At 64.5% G+C, this 19445-nt stretch carries 18 protein-coding genes; 11 read left to right on the forward strand and 7 right to left on the reverse strand.

Features of this window, described 5'->3' with window-relative positions:
- Positions 1-5: 5 nt before the first annotated feature.
- Positions 6-1649 carry an isovaleryl-CoA dehydrogenase gene (locus JQ567_RS26745; protein ID WP_212441585.1) on the reverse strand — a complete coding sequence of 548 codons (1644 nt, stop codon included), beginning with the start codon at positions 1647-1649 and terminating at the stop codon, positions 6-8.
- Between the two features lie 20 nt (positions 1650-1669).
- Positions 1670-2434 (reverse strand): M15 family metallopeptidase, encoded by a 765-nt coding sequence (locus JQ567_RS26750; protein WP_212441586.1) that lies wholly within the window; start codon positions 2432-2434, stop codon positions 1670-1672.
- Positions 2435-2575: 141 nt separating this feature from the next.
- On the opposite strand from JQ567_RS26750, the gene JQ567_RS26755 reads away from it, so the two are divergent.
- The 3 genes from JQ567_RS26755 to plsY all read left to right on the forward strand — a co-directional run bounded on the left by JQ567_RS26755 (position 2576) and on the right by plsY (position 5521).
- Entirely contained in the window at positions 2576-3529 is a 954-nt protein-coding gene (locus JQ567_RS26755) for an aspartate carbamoyltransferase catalytic subunit (RefSeq protein WP_192733697.1), read from the forward strand.
- A 1-nt stretch (position 3530) separates the two neighbouring features.
- Positions 3531-4832, forward strand: coding sequence for a dihydroorotase (locus tag JQ567_RS26760; RefSeq protein WP_212415171.1), 1302 nt, complete (start codon positions 3531-3533; stop codon positions 4830-4832).
- A gap of 95 nt (positions 4833-4927) precedes the next feature.
- On the forward strand, positions 4928-5521 hold the full coding sequence (gene plsY / locus JQ567_RS26765; protein WP_212441587.1) for a glycerol-3-phosphate 1-O-acyltransferase PlsY: 594 nt from the start codon (positions 4928-4930) through the stop codon (positions 5519-5521).
- 2 nt (positions 5522-5523) lie between these two features.
- Here the strand turns inward: plsY and JQ567_RS26770 are convergent, their stop codons facing one another.
- On the reverse strand, positions 5524-6765 hold the full coding sequence (locus JQ567_RS26770) for an amidase (protein WP_212441588.1): 1242 nt from the start codon (positions 6763-6765) through the stop codon (positions 5524-5526).
- A 129-nt stretch (positions 6766-6894) separates the two neighbouring features.
- Here JQ567_RS26770 and dprA point away from each other — a divergent pair, with 129 nt between their 5' ends.
- Positions 6895-8013: a DNA-processing protein DprA gene (gene dprA / locus JQ567_RS26775; protein WP_212441589.1), complete on the forward strand. Its 1119-nt coding sequence runs from the start codon at positions 6895-6897 to the stop codon at positions 8011-8013.
- A gap of 107 nt (positions 8014-8120) precedes the next feature.
- On the opposite strand, the gene JQ567_RS26780 is transcribed toward dprA, so the two are convergent.
- Positions 8121-8522: a helix-turn-helix domain-containing protein gene (locus JQ567_RS26780; RefSeq protein ID WP_212441590.1), complete on the reverse strand. Its 402-nt coding sequence runs from the start codon at positions 8520-8522 to the stop codon at positions 8121-8123.
- A gap of 96 nt (positions 8523-8618) precedes the next feature.
- On the opposite strand from JQ567_RS26780, the gene JQ567_RS26785 reads away from it, so the two are divergent.
- The gene (locus JQ567_RS26785) at positions 8619-9227 is read left to right on the forward strand and encodes an FMN-dependent NADH-azoreductase (protein ID WP_212441591.1); all 609 of its coding nucleotides are present in this window, start codon (positions 8619-8621) and stop codon (positions 9225-9227) included.
- A gap of 52 nt (positions 9228-9279) precedes the next feature.
- Here the strand turns inward: JQ567_RS26785 and JQ567_RS26790 are convergent, their stop codons facing one another.
- Both JQ567_RS26790 and JQ567_RS26795 read right to left on the reverse strand, forming a co-directional pair.
- On the reverse strand, positions 9280-9420 hold the full coding sequence (locus JQ567_RS26790) for a hypothetical protein (protein WP_212441645.1): 141 nt from the start codon (positions 9418-9420) through the stop codon (positions 9280-9282).
- A 163-nt stretch (positions 9421-9583) separates the two neighbouring features.
- Positions 9584-10357: a glucose 1-dehydrogenase gene (locus JQ567_RS26795; RefSeq protein WP_212441592.1), complete on the reverse strand. Its 774-nt coding sequence runs from the start codon at positions 10355-10357 to the stop codon at positions 9584-9586.
- Between the two features lie 100 nt (positions 10358-10457).
- On the opposite strand from JQ567_RS26795, the gene JQ567_RS26800 reads away from it, so the two are divergent.
- Complete coding sequence (locus JQ567_RS26800; RefSeq protein WP_212441593.1) at positions 10458-10943, forward strand: helix-turn-helix domain-containing protein; 486 nt, start codon at positions 10458-10460, stop codon at positions 10941-10943.
- A 13-nt stretch (positions 10944-10956) separates the two neighbouring features.
- Here JQ567_RS26800 and JQ567_RS26805 read toward each other — a convergent pair whose 3' ends face one another.
- Positions 10957-11100 carry a hypothetical protein gene (locus JQ567_RS26805; RefSeq protein WP_192733705.1) on the reverse strand — a complete coding sequence of 48 codons (144 nt, stop codon included), beginning with the start codon at positions 11098-11100 and terminating at the stop codon, positions 10957-10959.
- A 339-nt stretch (positions 11101-11439) separates the two neighbouring features.
- On the opposite strand from JQ567_RS26805, the gene topA reads away from it, so the two are divergent.
- The 5 genes from topA to JQ567_RS26830 all read left to right on the forward strand — a co-directional run bounded on the left by topA (position 11440) and on the right by JQ567_RS26830 (position 19352).
- Complete coding sequence (gene topA / locus JQ567_RS26810; protein WP_212441594.1) at positions 11440-14202, forward strand: type I DNA topoisomerase; 2763 nt, start codon at positions 11440-11442, stop codon at positions 14200-14202.
- Positions 14203-16539, forward strand: coding sequence for a ribonuclease R (rnr, locus tag JQ567_RS26815; RefSeq protein WP_212441595.1), 2337 nt, complete (start codon positions 14203-14205; stop codon positions 16537-16539).
- On the forward strand, positions 16527-16967 hold the full coding sequence (locus JQ567_RS26820; RefSeq protein ID WP_212415179.1) for a DUF983 domain-containing protein: 441 nt from the start codon (positions 16527-16529) through the stop codon (positions 16965-16967). The genes rnr and JQ567_RS26820 overlap by 13 nt, the downstream gene beginning before the upstream one ends.
- Before the next feature lie 100 nt (positions 16968-17067).
- Positions 17068-17805 carry an NUDIX domain-containing protein gene (locus JQ567_RS26825; protein ID WP_212441596.1) on the forward strand — a complete coding sequence of 246 codons (738 nt, stop codon included), beginning with the start codon at positions 17068-17070 and terminating at the stop codon, positions 17803-17805.
- A 221-nt stretch (positions 17806-18026) separates the two neighbouring features.
- Complete coding sequence (locus tag JQ567_RS26830) at positions 18027-19352, forward strand: LLM class flavin-dependent oxidoreductase (protein WP_212441597.1); 1326 nt, start codon at positions 18027-18029, stop codon at positions 19350-19352.
- Positions 19353-19445: the final 93 nt, after the last annotated feature.

The raw sequence follows: 19445 nt of genomic DNA on the forward strand, positions 1-19445 counted from the left end.
GACTTTCAGGGCAGCGCCCGTTCCAGCAGACCAGCGACGTCGGCGCTGGCAAGATCGACCGCGCCGTACATGCTGGCGTGATTCCCGGCAAGGCGCGTGGCCGCGAACAATTCGGCATGCCGAGGCGACACCGCGTTGAGCGCCGCGGCGGCTGCGAGCAGCGCCAGTTTTTCGACCGCCAGCCGCGCCACGCGTTCGCTGTCGGGCCGGCGGAACGCTTTGCCGATAAAACCGACCGCCTCGCCGGCCCCCGGCAGGCCCAGCGTTTCACCGGTGAGTTCGTGCAACACGGCGGATGCCGCCTCGGCCTCGCGCGACAGCGCCCGGAGCACGTCGAGGCACATCACATTGCCTGACCCTTCCCAGATCGCGTTGACCGGCGACTCCCGGTAGTGCCGCGCCAAAATCCCCTCCTCGACGTAGCCGTTGCCGCCGAGGCATTCCATCGCCTCATAGAGAAAACCCGGTGCGCTCTTGCAGACCCAGTATTTGATCGCCGGCGTCAGCAGCCGCATATAGGCGGCCTCCTTGGCGTCTGACGGCGCCCGGTCGAACGCCCGGCACAGGCGCATGACCAGCGCGATCGAGGCTTCGACATGCAGCGCCATGTCCGACAGCACGGCCTGCATCAGCGGCTGGTCGGCGAGATGCTTCTGAAACACGCTGCGGTGCCTTGCGTGGTGCAGCGCATGCGCCAGGCCCGAGCGCATCAGGCCGGCGGAGGCAATCGCACAATCCTGCCGCGTCAGCTGCACCATCTGGATGATGGTGCGGATGCCTTTGCCCTCGTCACCGATACGCTCCGCATAGGCGCCCATGAATTCCACTTCTGATGAGGCGTTGGAGCGGTTGCCGAGCTTGTCCTTCAGCCGCTGGAAGCGGATCGCGTTGACGGAACCATCAGGCGCAAAGCGCGGCATGAAGAAACAGCTCAGGCCGCCGCCCGCCTGCGCCAGCACCAGAAACGCGTCGCACATCGGCGCCGACATGAACCATTTGTGGCCGGTGATGCGATAGGCATCGCCGTCGCGCTCGGCGCGCGTCATGTTGGAGCGCACATCCGTGCCGCCCTGCTTCTCGGTCATGCCCATGCCGACCGTCATGCCGCGCTTGGTCCACCACGGCGCAAAGCTCGGATCGTAGGAACGGCTCGCCAGCACCGGCATCACCTTCGCCAGCAGATCCGGCTGCTCGGCTAGCGCCGCCACGGAGGCGCGCGTCATCGTGATCGGGCAGAGATGCCCGGTCTCGACCTGCGCGGCGATGTAGAATTTGGCGGCGCGCACGACTTCCGAAGCACCGCCCGCCGGCCTGCCCTCGGCATTCCAGGTCGAATTGTGCACACCAGCATGGGCCGAGTGGGCCATCAGCTCGTGATAGGCCGGATGAAACTCGACCTCGTCGCGGCGGTTGCCGCGCGAGTCGAACGTCCGCAGCTTCGGGGCGTTCTCATTGGCGGCACGGCCTCGCGCCGCCATCGCCGCCGCCCCCCAATGCTTGCCGAAGTCGGATAGTTCACCGCTCGCCTCGCCACCGCCATTGGCGGCTACCGCCTCAGCCAGCGGCCGGTCGACCGCGAACAGGTCGACATCTTCGAACGGCGGCGACTGGTTGAAGACCTCGTGGGTCGAAAATGATGCCTGGCTCATGGCGGGTCTTGCTCCGGGAATCAATTCCGTCGCGCAATCGGGAAATCATAGGCCTGCCGGCCGACCCCCGGCAGCGAAAAGTGCCACCACTCCTTCGAATAGTTCACAAACCCTTGCCGGGCCATCGCGGCCACCAGCACATTCCGCCATTTCCGCTGCGCCGGCGTGATGGAGGGGGCGGCGGTATGCGATTTGACGTCCGAGCAATCATAGCCGGTACCCATATCGACGCTGCCTTCCGGCGCCCGCGCCTCGGCGGGCGCGGTGCAGTCGGCGTAGGCCTTGGTGGAATCGAACTTCGTGGAATTATCGGCAGTCAATTCGACCAGGGTCAGATCGAGCGCGGCGCCGGTCGAATGTCCGGACCGGGTCGCGATATAGCCCAGACGGAACAAATCGGCCTTGCGGAAGGCCGGGCTAAAGCGGCGTTCGGCTTGCGTCTCCTTGCCGTTCTTCGACCACGCCACCATGTCGGCGACCGCGCGTTCGGGCCGATAGCAGTCGAACATTTTCAACGACAGCTTTTGCCTGGCGAGTTCCTGCTGGATGTTCTTCAGCGCCAGGCCAACCTCGCGCTTCACGACGCATTCGGCGGCGTCATACCCCCTCAGCGGCTTGCCGACAAAGTTGTTCGAGGTGGCGTAGCGCATGTCCTGGATGATGCTGGGATCGATATCGCGCAGGTAGACGAAGCCGCCCGGCAGACCCTGCGCGTTTGCCGTCTGCGGCCCGGACAGGCCAAGACCGGTTAATCCGATCGCTAAAATAACGTGCCATTTATGCATTGGACGCCTTCCCCGCGCGCCGAACGCGGCGCAATTGCGGCAACCCTCTTTACCCTGCGCGGCGACTGACCGGGGGATAACTCGCAAGCCCCCTATTCGCGCTTGCCCCGCTTGGGAAGTCTGCCTATAGCTCTCGTTTTAATGACCCCTGCATCGAAATCGACCTTCGTCCTCGGTCACCGGCATCTGCTGGGAATCGAGGGGCTTTCCGCCGCCGATATTACCGGCCTGCTCGACCTTTCCGAGGAATATGTCGAGCTCAACCGCCAGGTAGACAAAAAGCGCACCAGCTTGCGCGGTCGCACCCAGGTGAACCTGTTCTTCGAGGCCTCGACCCGAACCCAATCCTCGTTCGAACTGGCCGGCAAACGGCTCGGCGCCGACGTCATGAACATGTCGGTATCCTCGTCCTCGATCCGCAAGGGCGAGACGCTGATGGATACCGCCGTCACGCTCAATGCCATGCATCCGGACATCCTGGTGGTGCGCCACCACGCCTCAGGTGCGGTGGAACTTTTGGCGCGCAAGGTTGACGGTTCCGTGATCAATGCCGGCGACGGCAGCCACGAGCATCCGACCCAGGCGCTGCTGGACGCGCTAACGATCCGCCGCAACAAAGGCCGGCTGGAAGGCCTCGTGATCGCGATCTGCGGCGACGTGATGCATTCCCGCGTCGCCCGCTCCAATATCCTGCTGCTCAACACCATGGGCGCCCGCGTCCGCGTGGTGGCGCCCTCCACGCTGTTGCCGCGCGGCATCGAGCGGATGGGCGTCGAGGTGGCGCGCGACATGCGCGAAGGCCTCAACGGCGCCGACATCGTCATGATGCTGCGGCTGCAGCGCGAGCGCATGAACGGCTCGTTCGTGCCGTCGTCCGGCGAATACTTCCACTATTTCGGCCTCGACCAGAAGAAGCTCGCTTACGCCAAACCCGACGCGCTGGTGATGCATCCGGGCCCGATGAACCGCGGCGTGGAGATTGATTCATTCGTGGCGGACGGCGCGCAATCACTGATCCGCGAGCAGGTCGAAATGGGAGTGGCGGTGCGCATGGCGGTGCTTGAAGCACTCGCCCGCAACCTGCCGAACGCCTGACATGCTGACCGATCGCCGCCCCATCCTCCTGGCCAACGCCCGCGTCGTCGACCCCTCGCGCGACTTCGACGGCCCCGGTGACGTCCTGATCGCCGACGGCGTGATCCGCGACTCAAAGCGCGGCATTGGCGCTGCCGGCGTTCCCGAAGGCACCGACATCGTCAATTGCGCCGGCAAGGTCGTCGCCCCCGGGCTGATCGACATGCGCGCCTTTGTCGGCGAGCCCGGCGCCAGCCACCGCGAAACCTTTGCTTCAGCCAGCCAGGCGGCGGCCGCCGGCGGCATCACCACCATCATCTGCCAGCCGGACACCTCGCCGGTGATCGACAATTCGGCCACCGTCGACTTCGTGCTGCGCCGGGCGCGCGACACCGCGATCGTCAATATCCACCCGATGGCGGCGCTGACCAAGGGCATGGGCGGCGAGGAAATGACCGAGATCGGCCTTTTGAAGGCCGCCGGCGCTGTCGCCTTTACCGATGGCGCCCACAGTGTCACCAATGCGCAGGTGATGCGGCGCGCACTGACCTATGCGCGCGATTTCGACGCGCTGATCGTGCACCACACCGAAGACCCCGATCTGGTCGGCGAAGGCGTGATGAACGAGGGCGAGTTCGCTGCAAGGCTCGGCCTGATCGGCATTCCCAATGCCGCCGAGGCGGTGATGCTGGAACGCGACATGCGCCTGGTGGCGCTGACCGGCGGCCGCTATCACGCAGCATCACTGAGCTGCATCGAGTCGCTCGAAATCCTCAAGCGCGCGCGAGACGCGGGACTTGCAGTTTCGGCGTCGGTTTCGATCAACCACGTCACGCTGAACGAAAACGACATCGGTCCCTACCGGACGTTCCTAAAACTGTCGCCGCCGCTGCGCACCGAGGACGACCGTCTGGCGCTGGTCGCGGCCGTGGCCTCCGGCCTGATCGACGTCGTGATGTCCGATCACAATCCGCAGGACGTCGAGGTGAAGCGGCTGCCGTTCGCGGAAGCCGCCGCCGGCGCGGTCGGGCTGCAGACCATGCTGCCGGCGGGCCTGCGGCTGATCCACAATGGCGAGATGGACTTCAAGACCCTGATCCGCGCGATGTCGACGCGCCCGGCCGAGATTTTGGGCCTCCCCGGCGGCTCGCTGCGCGCGGGTTCCCCTGCCGACGTCGTCGTGATCGATGCCGACGTACCCTGGGTGCTCGACCGCGACGACCTCAAATCGCAATGCAAAAATACGCCGTTCGACGAAGCCCGCTTCTCGGGCCGCGTCGTGCGTACTATCGTGGGCGGACGGACGGTCTATGAACATGTCTAATGGAGCGTTTTCAAGCGACGTGGGTACCGGTTCGCGTCAAGAAAACGCGTCAAAAAAAGACGTGCGCGAAATACTCCGCGGCGGGAGCAACGCCGATGTCGTTTGAACCATTCCTCGTTGTTGCGTTTTTCGTGGGCTATTTCTTCGGCTCGATTCCATTCGGGCTGTTGCTGACCAAGTTCGCCGGCACCGAGGATCTGCGCTCGATCGGCTCCGGCAGTATCGGCGCCACCAACGTGCTTCGCACCGGCCGCAAGAGCCTCGCCGCCGGGACGCTGATCGGCGACGCGCTCAAGGGCACGCTCGCGGTCGTCGTCTGCGGCTATTATGGCGGCCCCAACGCCGCGATGCTGGCCGCATTCGGCGCCTTTCTGGGCCATCTCTATCCGGTCTGGCTTAAGTTCAAAGGCGGCAAAGGCGTCGCGACCTATATCGGCGTGCTGATCGGCCTGTTCTGGCCTGCGGCCGTCGTGTTCTGCGTGATGTGGATCGCGACCGCCATCACCACGCGCTACTCGTCGCTGTCGGCATTGATCGCGGCCTTCGCGACGCCGCTGTTCCTGTGGTGGTTCCTCCACCCGGCGCTGGCTTCGCTGTTTGTGGTGATGACGCTATTGCTGTTCTACGCGCACCGCGAAAATATCAAGCGCTTGCAGACCGGAACTGAGAGCCGGATCGGCGCGAAATAATCCTACTTCTGCGCCAGCGCGTCCTCGACGAACCGCGCTGCCGCCAGCGCCTTCGCATCGTCGCCATAGCGCGCGATGACCTGCACGCCCACCGGCAATCCTCCGGCGGCGATGTGCGCGGGAATGTTGACGCAGGGCGTTCCCATCAGCGTCCACAGCCGGTTGTAGCGGGCGTCGCCGGTCGAGCCCAATCCCGCAGGTGCTGCACCCGGGGCTGATATGGCCAGCAGCACGTCGACGTCTTCGAAAACTTTTGCCAGCGCGATTCTGGCCTGACGTGCAACTTGCATCGCCCCGTCATAGGCGGCGGGCGTCATGTCCTTGCTTTCGTCGAGCCGTCCACGCAGGTTCGGCGCGACGGCGTCGTAATGTACGCGGTATTCAAAGGCGAGCGCCTGATGCGCTTCGAATTCCTGCACCGTCGGATGCTGACGCCATGCTTCGGCTACGATCTCCGGCATCGCCAGCATGCGCACGGATGCCCCTGCCCGTTCCGCAGCCTTGGCGGCGATCTGCAGTGCCTCGGCGCCTTCGGCCTCCGGTGCACCGGCAAAGTCCTGGGTCACGACGCCGATGCGCGGCGTCGGTACCGACGCCTGCGGCAGAAATTCATCCCGGCCGGTCATCGCCGCAAGCCCGTGCGCGACGTCACGGACTCCGGCGGCGAACAAACCAACGGTGTCCAGCGTCCACGAATAACACTTCACGCCGACGGTCGGCAGCAAGCGGTAGGACGGCTTGATCGCGGCACAGCCGCAGAACGAGGCCGGCCGGATCACCGAGCCACCGGTCTGCGTGCCCAGCGCCAGCGGGATCATGCCGGCCGCGACCGCCGCCGCCGAACCTGCCGATGATCCACCCGGCGTGTGCGCCGTGTTGCGCGGATTGAGCGTCGCGGTCGGATCTGACGATGCGAACGCCGTCGTCGTGGTCTTGCCGACGATGCTGGCTCCTGCCGCCTTCAGCGCCATCACGACAGCCGCATCCCCGCGCGATCGAAATCCCTTGTAGATCGACGAGCCCATCTCGGTCGGAAAATCAGCGGTATCCATGATGTCCTTGATGCCGACGGCGACGCCGCGCAACGGCCCGGCGTTCTCAGCGCGGATGTTCGGATCATGGCAGACGAAGGCGCCGATCTTGCTCTCCTGCGCGCCGATCGCCTCCAGCGACTGGGCAATCGCGGCATCCGCGGAAAGATCACCCTGCGCGATACGGCGTTGAAGGTCGGCGAGCGAGATCATGGACGTTACTCCTGCGGCGGACCAACGGGTTTTACGGAGCGGACCGGAGCGGGGCAACGCATCGGCGGGCATGGCAGCCGTGAGAACAGGTGTTGATTGCAATCTCCGGTTGGGCAAAGCTGCACCGACATGCACGACCGAACGCCCAGCACGCCCCACCTCACCGATTCCGAGCGGATCGACCGGTTGCGGCTCATTCGCTCCGACAATGTCGGCCCACGCACCTTCGCCTCCCTGCTCCGGCATTTCGGCAGCGCCCGTTCCGCGCTGGAGCGGCTGCCCGATCTGGCGCGGCGTGGCGGCGCATCGGGACCGGGGCGCATCTGCAGCGAGGACGACGCGCGGGGTGAACTCGCGGCTGGCCGAAAGATCGGCGTCGCTCTCGTCGCGCCCGGCGAAGCCGGCTACCCGCCGCGGCTGGCCACGCTGGACGATGCGCCGCCGCTGCTCGGCGTCCGCGGCGCGCCCGAGGTGATGATGCGGCCGATGATTGCGATCGTCGGCTCGCGCAACGCCTCCGGCGCCGGATTGAAATTCGCAGGCCAGATCGCGCGCGACCTCGGCGAAGCCGGCTTTGTCGTTATCTCCGGCTTGGCGCGCGGCATCGACCAGGCCGCGCATCGGGCAACGGTTGCGAGCGGCACGGTTGCGGTGCTGGCCGGTGGCCATGACCGGATCTATCCGCCCGAGCATAAGGACCTGCTGGCCGCATTGCTCGAACATGGCGGCGCGATTTCCGAAATGCCGCTTGGCCATGTGCCCCGCGCCCGCGATTTTCCGCGCCGCAATCGCCTGATCTCCGGCGCGTCGCTCGGCGTCGTCGTGGTCGAAGCCGCCCACCGCTCGGGCTCGCTGATCACGGCGCGGATGGCCGCCGAACAGGGCCGCGAAGTGTTTGCGGTCCCCGGCTCGCCGCTCGATCCCCGCGCCGCCGGCACCAACGATCTGATCAAACAGGGCGCGACGCTCACCACGGAAGCCAGCGACGTCATCAACGCGGTGGCGCCGATCATGGAGCGGCCGGTTGCATTCGGCGCACGCGAGCCAGATGGCGAGCCGCTCGACTTCGACGCTGATACAAGTGAGCGCGCGCGCATCATCGATCTGCTCGGGCCAAGCCCGATCAGCCTCGACGATCTGATCCGGATGTCGGACGCCTCGCCCGCGATCGTCCGGTCCGTGCTGCTTGAGCTCGAACTTGCCGGACGGCTCGAGCGCCACGGCGGCGGGCTGGTGTCGCTGGTTTAAAAGCGCAGTGCCTCTTCGGCAGGGCCGAGACACAAAATCGCGAAAACAACCCCATGCAAAGTAGGATAAGCCACGACTAGCGGTGCTATGATACTTACGCGGCTAGGTTAGCGCTTGTCGTTGCGCGCATCGAAACTGGTGCGCGCGCCCTCGATTTCCGGCAGATGCGCGAACGCCCATTGGCCGAGCGCCTTGACCGGCTCCGCCAACCCGCGGCCAAGATCGGTCAGTTCGTAATCGACCCGCGGCGGTATGGTCGGAAACACCGTGCGCGTGACCAGACCGTCGCGCTCCAGCCCGCGCAGCGTCAGGGTCAGCATCCGCTGCGAGATGCCGCCGATCACGCGCTTGAGTTCGTTGAAGCGCTGCGGCCCGCCGATCAACTGCATGATCACGAACACGCTCCATTTGTCGCCAACCCGGGCCAGCACCGAGGCCACTGCGCGGCAGTCGCCTGACGCATGTGGGTTCGGCGGCAGGGCAGGCACATTGATGTGCTCGGGTCTCATGGATGTGCTCGGGTTTCAAAATTGTGCGTTCTTGCGGGGTTCTAGGACAGTCACTCATATAGCGCCAGTTACAAATCAATACCAAGGGTGACCCAAATGAAACTTCTGCATATCGACTCCAGCGTCCTCGGCCCTCATTCCGTCAGCCGCCAGGTTTCCGCTGCCATCGTGGACCGGCTGCGCCAATCCACCCCCGGCCTCGAGGTCAGCTACCGCGACCTGACCCTGACGCCGCTGGCGCATCTGTCGGGCTCGCACCTCGCGGCCGGCCAGGGCGCCACGCCCGAGGCGTCGCTGCAGCCGGACCTCGCCGCCGGTCAGGCAGTGCTGGAAGAGTTTCTCGCCGCCGATATCGTCGTGCTCGGTGCGCCCATGTACAATTTCACCATTCCGAGCCAGCTCAAGGCCTGGATCGACCGCATCCTGGTCGCTGGCAAGACCTTCAAATACGGCGCACAGGGCGTCGAGGGGCTGGCCGGCAACAAGCGGGTCATCGTCGCGATCTCGCGCGGCGGATTTTACGGCCCCGGCACCCCGGCCGCCGTCGGCGAGCACCTGGAGACCTATTTGCGCTGGGTGTTCGGCTTCATCGGCATCGCCAATCCCGAATTCATCTCCGCCGACGGAATCCAGGTCGGTCCCGAGCATCGCGAAAAAGCCGTCGCCGGCGCGCTGAAAGCCGCGGGAAATCTGAACGCAGCCTGAGTTGATGCGTGAGCGGTTGCCGTCACCAGGCGCGCCACGGCAGCCGCTCCGGTCAGAAGACGCCGTTGATGCGAAGGATGACGACAACCAGGGAGATCAGGAGACCGACACCCGAAAACAGCGCGACTGAAACAAATTGCGCGGTGTCCGAATTTTCGGCCGGGGTCGACGAGATGCCAGTGGTCTTCGGCACGACTGGGCTCACCGGTTCATGGTTGTTTACGAAACGCCTGTCCTCGAAATCTCAAACAGTTACACGCATGGTTCAATGCGCGTTCTGGCTCAGCGCCAATCCGCCGCAGGCAAGAGCCGGCCGGCATCCCGCCGGCCGGCTGCGATATCGCCGGGATATTCGCCTATCCCCGATAGATCGGCGCGCCGCTCGGCGAGGCCGTAGCACCGCCGTCGACGAACAATTCCTGGCCCTGGATATGCGCGGCGTCGTCGGAGGCGAGGAACAGCACCGTCTTCGAAATATGATCGGGTTCGCCGATGCGGCCGAGCGGCGTGGTGGCGCCGATGCGCTTCTCGAACGCCTTCTCGGCTTCGGGCGTCGCCAGTGCCGCGCCCCAGATCGGGGTGCGGATCGCACCCGGCGAGACCACGTTGACGCGGATATTGCGCGGCGACAGTTCGGACGCCATCACCCGCGCCATCGCGCGCACGCCGGCCTTGCTTGCCGCGTAGGCGGAATAGCCGGGGTTGCCGAGCACCGAAATCACCGAGCCGTTCAGGATAATGGAAGCGCCGTCGTTGAGATGCGGCACCGCCGCCTGCACGGTGAAGAACACCGCCGTGATGTTGGTCCGGATCACGCTCTCAAAGGTTTCGAGCGTGGCTGATCCAAGCGGCGTGCCGCCGGCAATGCCGGCATTGGCGAACACGACGTCGAGCTTGCCGAACTTCGCAACCGCTTGCAGAAGCGCGGCTTCGGTCGCGGCGATGTCGGTGGCGTCGGCGACGATCGCGAGCGCGTTCGGCCCGAGTTCCTTGGCGGCCGCCTCCAGCGTCTCCTTGTTGCGTCCGGTGATGGCGACCCGCGCCCCCTCCGCCACGAACAGCTTGGCCGTCGCAAGTCCGATGCCGCTGTTGCCGCCAGTAATGAACGCCGTCTTGTTCGCCAGTCTCACGGGAGCCTCCGATGGTTGCATTATTAAACCAAGTTGCCATCTAGGCCATGTGGTTTTATAATGCAACCACACAAAGCCGTGATCGGCTCCGGAGATGGCCATGGTGAAACGGACGAGCTTCGAGAACGACGATTGCCCGATCGCGCGCTCGCTGGATGCGATCGGCGACTGGTGGTCGCTGCTGATCATCCGCGAGGCGCTGTTCGGCAGCCGCCGCTTCGGCGAATTCCAGAAAAGTCTCGGCCTCGCCAAAAACATCCTCACCGTGCGACTGCGGGCGCTGGTCGATCAAGGCATTCTCAAACTGGCCCCCGCCTCCGACGGCAGCGCCTATCAGGAATACCTTTTGACGCCGAAAGGCCGCGGCGTGTTTCCGATCCTGGTCGCGTTGCGCCAGTGGAGCGAGGAATTCGACGATCGGCCCGAGGAAATCACGACCATCCTGGTCGACAAGGAAAAGGGCCGCCCGGTTCGCAAGCTCGAACTCTATTCGCAAGATGGGCGGCTATTGACCGCGGCAGACACCGCAGTCAAAGCGCGACCCGGTACGAAGCCCGCAACAAAGCTAAAGTCGATTTCGGCCTGAACAGACGCGCCGCCTACGACAGCTTGCGCTTGCTCCGCAGCCGCAGGTGCTCTTGGGCTTCCAGCAGCGCCATCCCGAGCAAATGGCTGAGGACCTCAAGCCGGTGGCGCTCGGCGAGTTTTGTCAATTCGGCAACGGTCTCCGCGATGAAGGCCACGGCCTCGTCGGGGCCGCCCTCCTCACCTGATTCAGCCGCTGGCGATCGCCGATTCCCGCCCGAAGCGGTGCGCTTCCGGCCGCCCCCTGCCTTGCTCAAATAAAATGCACCCAATCCCATACAGTATGGACAAGAAATAACCCCTTTGCGGGCGCAACTCTAGGGCGCATTTCGCAACTTCTTGTATATAAGTTCGGGCGTCCAAGACCCCTTTCTGGCCCCTGCTCATGATCTGTCGATTTGACAGGGGCCGCCTCACCACCCATGTTCGGGTCGAAACGGCGGCCGCGAGTCTCGCGGAACCGGCCTTAATCTTTTCCCGTAAGCTATTGGAATGACATGAATATCGTCATTGTGGAGTCGCCGGCGAAAGCCAAGACGATCAACAAATATTTGGGCGCCTCCTACGAGGTTCTGGCCTCGTTCGGCCATGTTCGCGACCTCCCCGCCAAGAACGGATCGGTCGATCCGGACGCCAATTTTCAGATGATCTGGGAGATCGACCCCAAGGCGGCCGGCCGGCTCAACGACATCGCCAAGGCCCTGAAGGGCGCCGACCGACTGATTCTCGCAACCGACCCTGATCGCGAGGGCGAAGCGATCTCCTGGCACGTGCTCGAAGTCCTGAAAGAGAAACGCGCGATCAAGGATCACAAGATCGAGCGCGTGGTGTTCAACGCCATCACCAAGCAGGCGGTGACCGACGCGATGAAGTCGCCGCGCCAGATCGATGGCGCGCTGGTCGACGCCTATATGGCGCGCCGCGCGCTGGACTATCTGGTCGGCTTCACGCTGTCGCCGGTGTTGTGGCGCAAACTGCCGGGCGCCCGCTCGGCCGGCCGCGTGCAGTCGGTGGCGTTGCGGCTGGTGTGCGACCGCGAACTTGAAATCGAAAAATTCGTGCCCCGCGAATACTGGTCGCTGGTGGCCACATTGACGACGCCGCGCGGCGACACGTTCGAAGCGCGGCTGGTCGGCGCCGACGGCAAGAAGATCCAGCGGCTCGACATCGGCACCGGCGCCGAAGCCGAAGATCTCAAAAAAGCGATCGAGGCCGCCAACTTCACGGTCTCGACCGTCGAAGCCAAGCCCGCCCGCCGCAATCCGCAGGCCCCCTTCACCACCTCGACGCTGCAGCAGGAAGCCAGCCGCAAGCTCGGCTTTGCGCCGGCGCATACGATGCGGATCGCGCAGCGGCTCTATGAAGGCATCGATATCGGCGGCGAGACCACCGGTCTCATCACCTATATGCGTACCGACGGCGTGCAGATCGATGGCTCGGCCATTACCCAGGCGCGCAAGGTGATTGGTGAGGATTACGGCAACGCCTATGTGCCGGAGGCGCCGCGCCAGTATGTCAGCAAGGCCAAGAACGCGCAGGAAGCGCATGAAGCGATCCGCCCAACCGATATGTCGCGCCGTCCGGCCGAAATGCGCCGGCGTCTCGATACCGATCAGGCCAAGCTCTATGAGCTGATCTGGATCCGCACCATCGCGAGCCAGATGGAATCGGCCGAGCTGGAACGCACCACGGTCGACATCGCGGCGAAAGCCGGCTCACGCGTGCTGGACCTGCGCGCCACCGGCCAGGTCGTGAAGTTCGACGGCTTCCTCGCGCTCTATCAGGAAGGCCGCGACGACGACGCCGACGATGAGGACTCGCGCCGCCTCCCCGCGATGAGCGAGGGCGAAGCGCTGAAGCGGCAGGACCTCGCCGTCACCCAGCATTTCACCGAACCGCCGCCACGCTTCTCCGAAGCGTCGCTGGTCAAGCGGATGGAAGAGCTCGGCATCGGCCGTCCCTCGACCTACGCGTCGATCCTCCAGGTCCTCAAGGACCGCGGCTACGTCAAGCTCGACAAGAAGCGGCTGCATGGCGAGGACAAGGGTCGCGTGGTGGTCGCGTTCCTGGAAAACTTCTTCGCGCGCTACGTGGAGTACGACTTCACGGCGGGGCTGGAAGAGCAGCTTGACCGCATCTCCAACAACGAGATTTCCTGGCAGCAGGTGCTGAAGGATTTCTGGACCGGCTTCATCGGCGCGGTCAACGACATCAAGGATTTGCGCGTTGCCGAGGTGCTCGATGCGCTCGACGACATGCTGGGTCCGCACATCTATCCGCCGCGCGCGGATGGCGGCGATGTCAGGCAGTGCCCGACCTGCGGCACCGGCAAGCTCAATCTGAAAGCCGGCAAGTTCGGCGCCTTCGTCGGCTGCTCGAATTATCCGGAATGCCGCTACACTCGGCCGCTCGCGGCCGACAGCGAAGCCAGCGCCGACCGCGTTCTCGGCAAGGACCCCGCAACCGATCTCGACGTCACGGTGAAGGCCGGACGCTTCGGTCCCTACATCCAGCTCGGCGAGCAGAAGGATTATGCCGAGGGCGAAAAGCCGCGGCGCGCCGGCATCCCGAAAAACATGTCGCCCGGCGATATGGAATTGGAACTGGCCCTGAAGCTTCTGTCTTTGCCGCGCGAAATTGGAAAACATCCGGAAACCGGCGAGCCGATCACCGCCGGCATCGGCCGCTTCGGTCCGTTCGTGCGCCACGAAAAGACCTATGCGAGCCTGGAGGCCGGCGACGAGGTGTTCGACATCGGCCTCAATCGCGCCGTGACGCTGATCGCCGAAAAGATACTGAAGGGCCCGAGCGGCCGCCGCTTCGGCGCCGATCCGGGCAAGCCGATCGGCGAGCACCCGAGCCTCGGCGGTGTCGCCGTGAAGAACGGCCGCTACGGCGCCTACGTGACCGCCGGCGGCGTCAACGCCACCATCCCGAGCGACAAGACGCCGGATACGATTACGCTCGCCGAAGCCATTGCACTGATCGACGAACGCGCCGCCAAGGGCGGCGGCAAGCCGAAGCGTGGCGCCAAGAAAGCCGCACCGAAGAAGGCCGCCAAGGCCAAGACGCCCGTTGATCCAGACGCGCCAAAACCCGCCAAGAAGGCCGCGGTGAAGAAGGCTGCGGCGAAGCCGAAATCGGAAGCCGTCAGCAAGGCGCGCGCGCCGGTCGCGTCTGCGGCAAAGACCTCAGCAGCAAAGCCTGCAGCAGCACCCAAAACGCCTGCGAAGAAAAGCGCGGGCAAGGCCCGGGGATAAGTGAAGAGAAAACACGACAATGGCTTTCCGGCCCGGGACGCCATCGTTGCCTTCATCCGTGCGAATCCAGGCAAGATCGGCACCCGCGAGATCGCCCGCGAGTTCGGCCTGAAGAACGCCGACCGCGTCGAGCTGAAGCGAATCCTGCGCGAACTCGCCGACGAAGGCGCGATCGCCAAGCGCGGCCGCAAGGTTCTCGAGCCCGCCGCGTTGCCGCCGACCGTGATGGCCGACATCACCGGCCGCGATACCGACGGCGAACTGCTCGCCACCCCCACCGAATGGGATGAAGAGGAATTCGGCGCGGCGCCGAAGATCCGCATTCATGTTCCGCGTCGTCCGCAACCGGGCACTGCCGCCGGTGTCGGCGACCGCGCGCTGCTGCGCGTCGAGAAGACCAATGAGACCGACGGCACGCCCTATCGCGGGCGCGTCATCAAGATCATCGACCACGCCCGCACCCGCCTGCTCGGTATTTTTCGGAAGCTGCCCGATGGCGGCGGAAGAATGGTGCCGGTCGACAAGAAGCAGGCCGGGCGCGAATTGAACATCGCAAGCTCCGACACCGGCGGCGCCGAGGATGGTGACCTCATCAGCGTCGATCTGGTGCGCACGCGCGGCTACGGGCTGGCGTCGGGCAAGGTAAAGGAGCGGCTCGGTTCGCTCGCGACCGAGAAGGCGGTCAGCCTGATCGCGATCCACGCCCACGACATTCCGCAAGCCTTCACACCATCAGCGTTGCGCGAAGCCGAGGACGCAAAGCCGGCGATACTCAACGGCCGCGAGGACTGGCGCGAGCTGCCGCTCGTGACCATCGATCCCCCCGACGCCAAGGACCATGACGACGCGGTTCATGCCGCCCCCGACGACGATCCGAACAACAAGGGCGGCTATATCGTCCATGTCGCGATCGCCGATGTCGCGTTCTACGTGCGCCCGGGCTCGGCGCTCGATCGCGACGCGCTGACGCGCGGCAATTCGGTGTATTTCCCGGACCGCGTGGTGCCGATGCTGCCCGAGCGCATCTCCAACGATCTGTGCTCACTGGTGCCGGGCGAGCCGCGCGGCGCGCTCGCGGTGCGGATGGTGATCGGCCCTGACGGCCGCAAACGCTCGCACAGTTTTCATCGGGTGCTGATGCGTTCCGCCGCCAAGTTGAACTATGCGCAGGCGCAGGCCGCAATCGACGGCCGGCCCGACGACACCACCGGCCCCCTGCTCGAGCCGATCCTCAAACCGCTCTATGCGGCCTATGCACTGGTAAAGCTGGCGCGCGACGAGCGCGATCCGCTGGATCTCGATTTGCCGGAGCGCAAGATCCTGCTGAAGCCCGACGGCACCGTCGATCGCGTCATCGTGCCGGAGCGGCTCGATGCGCACCGGCTGATCGAAGAGTTCATGATCCTCGCCAACGTCGCCGCCGCCGAAATGCTGGAGAAGAAGGCGCTGCCGCTGATCTACCGCGTGCACGACGAGCCGAGCCAGGAGAAGGTCCACAACCTCCAGGAATTCTTAAAAACGCTCGATCTGCCGTTTGCGAAAGCCGGTGCGTTGCGCCCCGCCCTGTTCAATCGCGTGCTGGGCCAGGTCCGCGGCGAGGACTATGAGCCGCTGGTCAATGAAGTGGTGCTGCGCTCGCAGGCGCAGGCGGAGTATTCTGCGGAGAATTACGGCCATTTCGGCCTCAACCTGCGGCGCTATGCGCATTTCACTTCGCCGATCAGGCGATACGCCGATCTGATCGTACATCGCGCGCTGATCCGCGCGCTCGGCCTCGGCGAAGGCGCGCTGCCGGACACCGAAACGCTGGAAACGCTGAGCGAAGTCGCCGCACAGATATCCGTCACTGAGCGCCGCGCCATGAAGGCCGAACGCGAGACCGCCGACCGGCTGATCGCGCATTTCCTCGCCGACCGCATCGGTGCGACGTTCCAGGGCCGCATTTCCGGCGTCACCCGCGCCGGACTGTTCGTAAAACTCTCCGATACCGGCGCCGACGGGCTGATCCCGATCCGCACACTGGGAACCGAATATTTCAACTATGACGAGACCCGCCATGCGCTCGTCGGCTCACGCAGCGGTGCCATGCACCGGCTGGGGGACGTTGTCGACGTACGTCTGGTAGAAGCAGCACCAGTAGCTGGCGCGTTGCGGTTCGAGTTACTATCTGAAGGCAAGGTCATTCCGCGCGGCAGAAAACAGGGCGGCCGGCGCGAAGGTTCGAAGGCCCCGGTCACGTCATCGAAGACGCGTCCGGGCCGTAGCCCGCATCCGAAGGATCGCAAGGGCAAAGCCACGCCCGGCAAATCGAAGAGAGGCAAGTCATGGAAACGGTGAGCCCCGCGACGACAGTCTGGACCAGGGAATCCGTGAAGGGCGAAAAGCGTGATCTCTGGACCGCGATGAAGCGCGGCTTCATGTGCCGTTGCCCGCGTTGCGGCGAAGGCAAGCTGTTTCGGGCGTTCCTGAAGGTCGACGACCACTGCAAGACCTGCGGGCTCGATTACACGCCGCACCGCGCCGATGATTTGCCGGCCTATCTCGTGATCGTCATCGTCGGCCACATCGTGATACCGGTCGTGCTGTGGGTGGAAACCAATTATTCACCGGCGATCTGGCTGCAAATGGCGATCTACCTGCCCTTCACCTTCCTCTCGTCGCTGTTGCTGCTGCAACCGGTCAAGGGCGCCGTGGTCGGCTTCCAATGGGCGCTGCGCATGCATGGCTTTGACGAAAATGCCCCTAGCGACATTCCTCCCGTCTAGCGTCTTTTTTTGACGCGTTTTCTTCACGCGAACCGGTATCCACTTCGCTCGAAAACGCTATGCCTAAACCAAAAACAACAAGAGACTGAACGGGGATGGAATGACCGAAGCAGCGCCTGCAATCGTCGAAGGAAAAGAAGCCGACCACCATCCCTATTTCCGACCGAAGGATGCCGCGACGCTGATCCTGATCGACCGGAGCGGCGACAAGCCGAAAGTGCTGGTCGGCAAGCGCCACGACAATGTCGTGTTCATGCCCGGCAAATATGTTTTCCCGGGCGGCCGCGTCGATAAATTGGACAATCGCGTTCCCGTCGCCGCCCCCATCACCAGCGAACTCGAAGCCAATCTGCTGAAGGGCAGCCCCAAGATCGCGCCGTCGCGCGCGCGGGCGCTTGCGGTGGCTGCGATCCGCGAGGCCTGCGAGGAGACCGGGCTTTGCCTCGGCCGCAAGGTTGAAAAACCCGTAAAACTCGAAGGCGCCTGGCAGCCGTTCTCGGAAGCCGGCCTGCTGCCCGATCCATCCAGCCTGTTCCTGATCGCACGCGCGATCACCCCGCCCGGCCGCGTCCGCCGTTTCGACACCCGCTTCTTCACCGCTGACGCTTCCGCCATCGCCCACAAGGTCGAGGGCGTGATCCACGCCGATGCCGAACTGGTGGAATTGGTCTGGGTCGAGATCGGCTCAAAACCGCTCGCCGACGCGCACGCCATGACCAAGAACGTGCTCGCCGAACTCGACCGCCGCCTCGCGACGGGGCCGCTGCGCCACGACGCGCCGGTGCCGTTCTTCCATTTCTACGGCGGCAAGATGCAGAAGGACGTGCTGGGGGCGTGATCCCTCGCTCCCTCCCCGTCATTGCGAGGAGCGAAGCAATCCATCTTTCCCCGTGCCGAGGCGTGGATTGCTTCGCTGCGCTCGCAATGACGGTATTGGCGACGTCGAATTGTTCTCCACCGATCCCTAAAATTGCAAAATTCTTCTCGATGCCAGCTGATGGCGTTGCCTTGACTGGCTTCCTATCTGTTCCCCGACAATAACCAGACGGAAACGGGGCGATGGCACAGCGGCAACTCAAGCTCGGCGCATTCATGCGGCCGGTCTCTATCCATACCGGCGCGTGGCGCTATCCCGGGGCCTGGCCGGACGCCAATTTCAATTTCCCGCATATCAAGAAACTGATCCAGAAACTCGAAGCCGGCAAATTCGACGCCTTCTTCATGGCCGACCATCTGGCCGTGCTGAACATGCCGGTCAATGCGCTCAAGCGCAGCCACACCGTGACCTCGTTCGAACCGTTCACGCTGCTGTCGGCGCTGGCCGGCGCCACCGAACATATCGGCCTGATCGCGACCGGTTCGACCACGTTCGACGAGCCCTATCATGTCGCGCGCCGTTTCGCTTCGCTCGATCACATCAGCAACGGGCGTGCGGGGTGGAATATCGTCACCACCTCCAATCCGGACGCCGCGCTGAATTTCGGGCTCGACGATCACATGGAGCATGCCGAACGCTACAAGCGCGCGCGCGAATTCTATGACGTGGTCACCGGCCTGTGGGATTCCTTTGCCGACGACGCCTTCGTGCGCGACGTCGAATCCGGGCTCTATTTCGATCCCGCCAAAATGCACGTGCTCAACCACAAGGGAAAATATCTGAGCGTGCGCGGTCCCCTCAACATCGCGCGTCCCGTGCAGGGCTGGCCGCTGATCGTGCAGGCCGGTGCCTCCGACGACGGCCGGCAGCTGGCCGCAGAGACCGCGGAAGCCGTGTTCACCGGCGGCGGCTCTCTCGCCGATGCCCAAAAACTCTACGCCGACATCAAGGGCCGGATGGAAAAGATCGGCCGTAACCCCGAGCATCTCGTCATCCTGCCCGGCGCGTTTGTCGTGGTCGGCGACAGCGTCGATGAGGCAAAAGAGAAACGCGCAAAGCTCGACAGCATGGTGCATTACGACAGCGCCATCGCTTCGCTGTCGGTTCAGCTCGGCACCGACGCCTCCGGTTTCGATCCCGACGGACAATTGCCTGACATCCCCGAGACCAATGCCAGCAAGAGCGGCCGCCAGCGTCTGGTCGATGTCGCCGCGCGCGACAAGCTGACCGTGCGCCAACTCGCCCAGCGCGTCGGCGGCTACGGCGGGCTCTCCTTCGTCGGCACGCCGGTGACGATCGCCGACCAAATGGAGGAGTGGCTGACCAGCCGCGGCAGCGACGGTTTCAACATCATGTTCCCGTTCCTGCCCGCCGGCCTCGACGATTTCGTCGACAAGGTGGTGCCGGAACTGCAAAAGCGCGGGATTTTCCGCAAGGAGTATGAAGGCCGGACCCTGCGGGAGAATTTGGGGCTGCCGAGGCCGAAAAACCGGTTCTTTGAGGGTTAATTACCCGGTTTCATGCAGGTTTCCAGCCTAGAAACCTTGACTTTGGGCGATCAGAAGCTAGGTTGCCCGGCAAATGCGGGCCGATTTGGCCGG

Source organism: Bradyrhizobium sp. AUGA SZCCT0431 (assembly GCF_018131065.1).
Taxonomy (GTDB): domain Bacteria; phylum Pseudomonadota; class Alphaproteobacteria; order Rhizobiales; family Xanthobacteraceae; genus Bradyrhizobium.

Excerpts from the sequence above, each read along its gene's own strand:
- JQ567_RS26745 (WP_212441585.1), bottom strand. The coding sequence starts at position 1,649 with ATGAGCCAGGCATCATTTTCGACCCACGAGGTCTTCAACCAGTCGCCG.
- JQ567_RS26750 (WP_212441586.1), bottom strand. The coding sequence starts at position 2,434 with ATGCATAAATGGCACGTTATTTTAGCGATCGGATTAACCGGTCTTGGC.
- JQ567_RS26755 (WP_192733697.1), top strand. The coding sequence starts at position 2,576 with ATGACCCCTGCATCGAAATCGACCTTCGTCCTCGGTCACCGGCATCTG.
- JQ567_RS26760 (WP_212415171.1), top strand. The coding sequence starts at position 3,531 with ATGCTGACCGATCGCCGCCCCATCCTCCTGGCCAACGCCCGCGTCGTC.
- plsY (WP_212441587.1), top strand. The coding sequence starts at position 4,928 with ATGTCGTTTGAACCATTCCTCGTTGTTGCGTTTTTCGTGGGCTATTTC.
- JQ567_RS26770 (WP_212441588.1), bottom strand. The coding sequence starts at position 6,765 with ATGATCTCGCTCGCCGACCTTCAACGCCGTATCGCGCAGGGTGATCTT.
- dprA (WP_212441589.1), top strand. The coding sequence starts at position 6,895 with ATGCACGACCGAACGCCCAGCACGCCCCACCTCACCGATTCCGAGCGG.
- JQ567_RS26780 (WP_212441590.1), bottom strand. The coding sequence starts at position 8,522 with ATGAGACCCGAGCACATCAATGTGCCTGCCCTGCCGCCGAACCCACAT.
- JQ567_RS26785 (WP_212441591.1), top strand. The coding sequence starts at position 8,619 with ATGAAACTTCTGCATATCGACTCCAGCGTCCTCGGCCCTCATTCCGTC.
- JQ567_RS26800 (WP_212441593.1), top strand. The coding sequence starts at position 10,458 with ATGGTGAAACGGACGAGCTTCGAGAACGACGATTGCCCGATCGCGCGC.
- topA (WP_212441594.1), top strand. The coding sequence starts at position 11,440 with ATGAATATCGTCATTGTGGAGTCGCCGGCGAAAGCCAAGACGATCAAC.
- JQ567_RS26820 (WP_212415179.1), top strand. The coding sequence starts at position 16,527 with ATGGAAACGGTGAGCCCCGCGACGACAGTCTGGACCAGGGAATCCGTG.
- JQ567_RS26825 (WP_212441596.1), top strand. The coding sequence starts at position 17,068 with ATGACCGAAGCAGCGCCTGCAATCGTCGAAGGAAAAGAAGCCGACCAC.
- JQ567_RS26830 (WP_212441597.1), top strand. The coding sequence starts at position 18,027 with ATGGCACAGCGGCAACTCAAGCTCGGCGCATTCATGCGGCCGGTCTCT.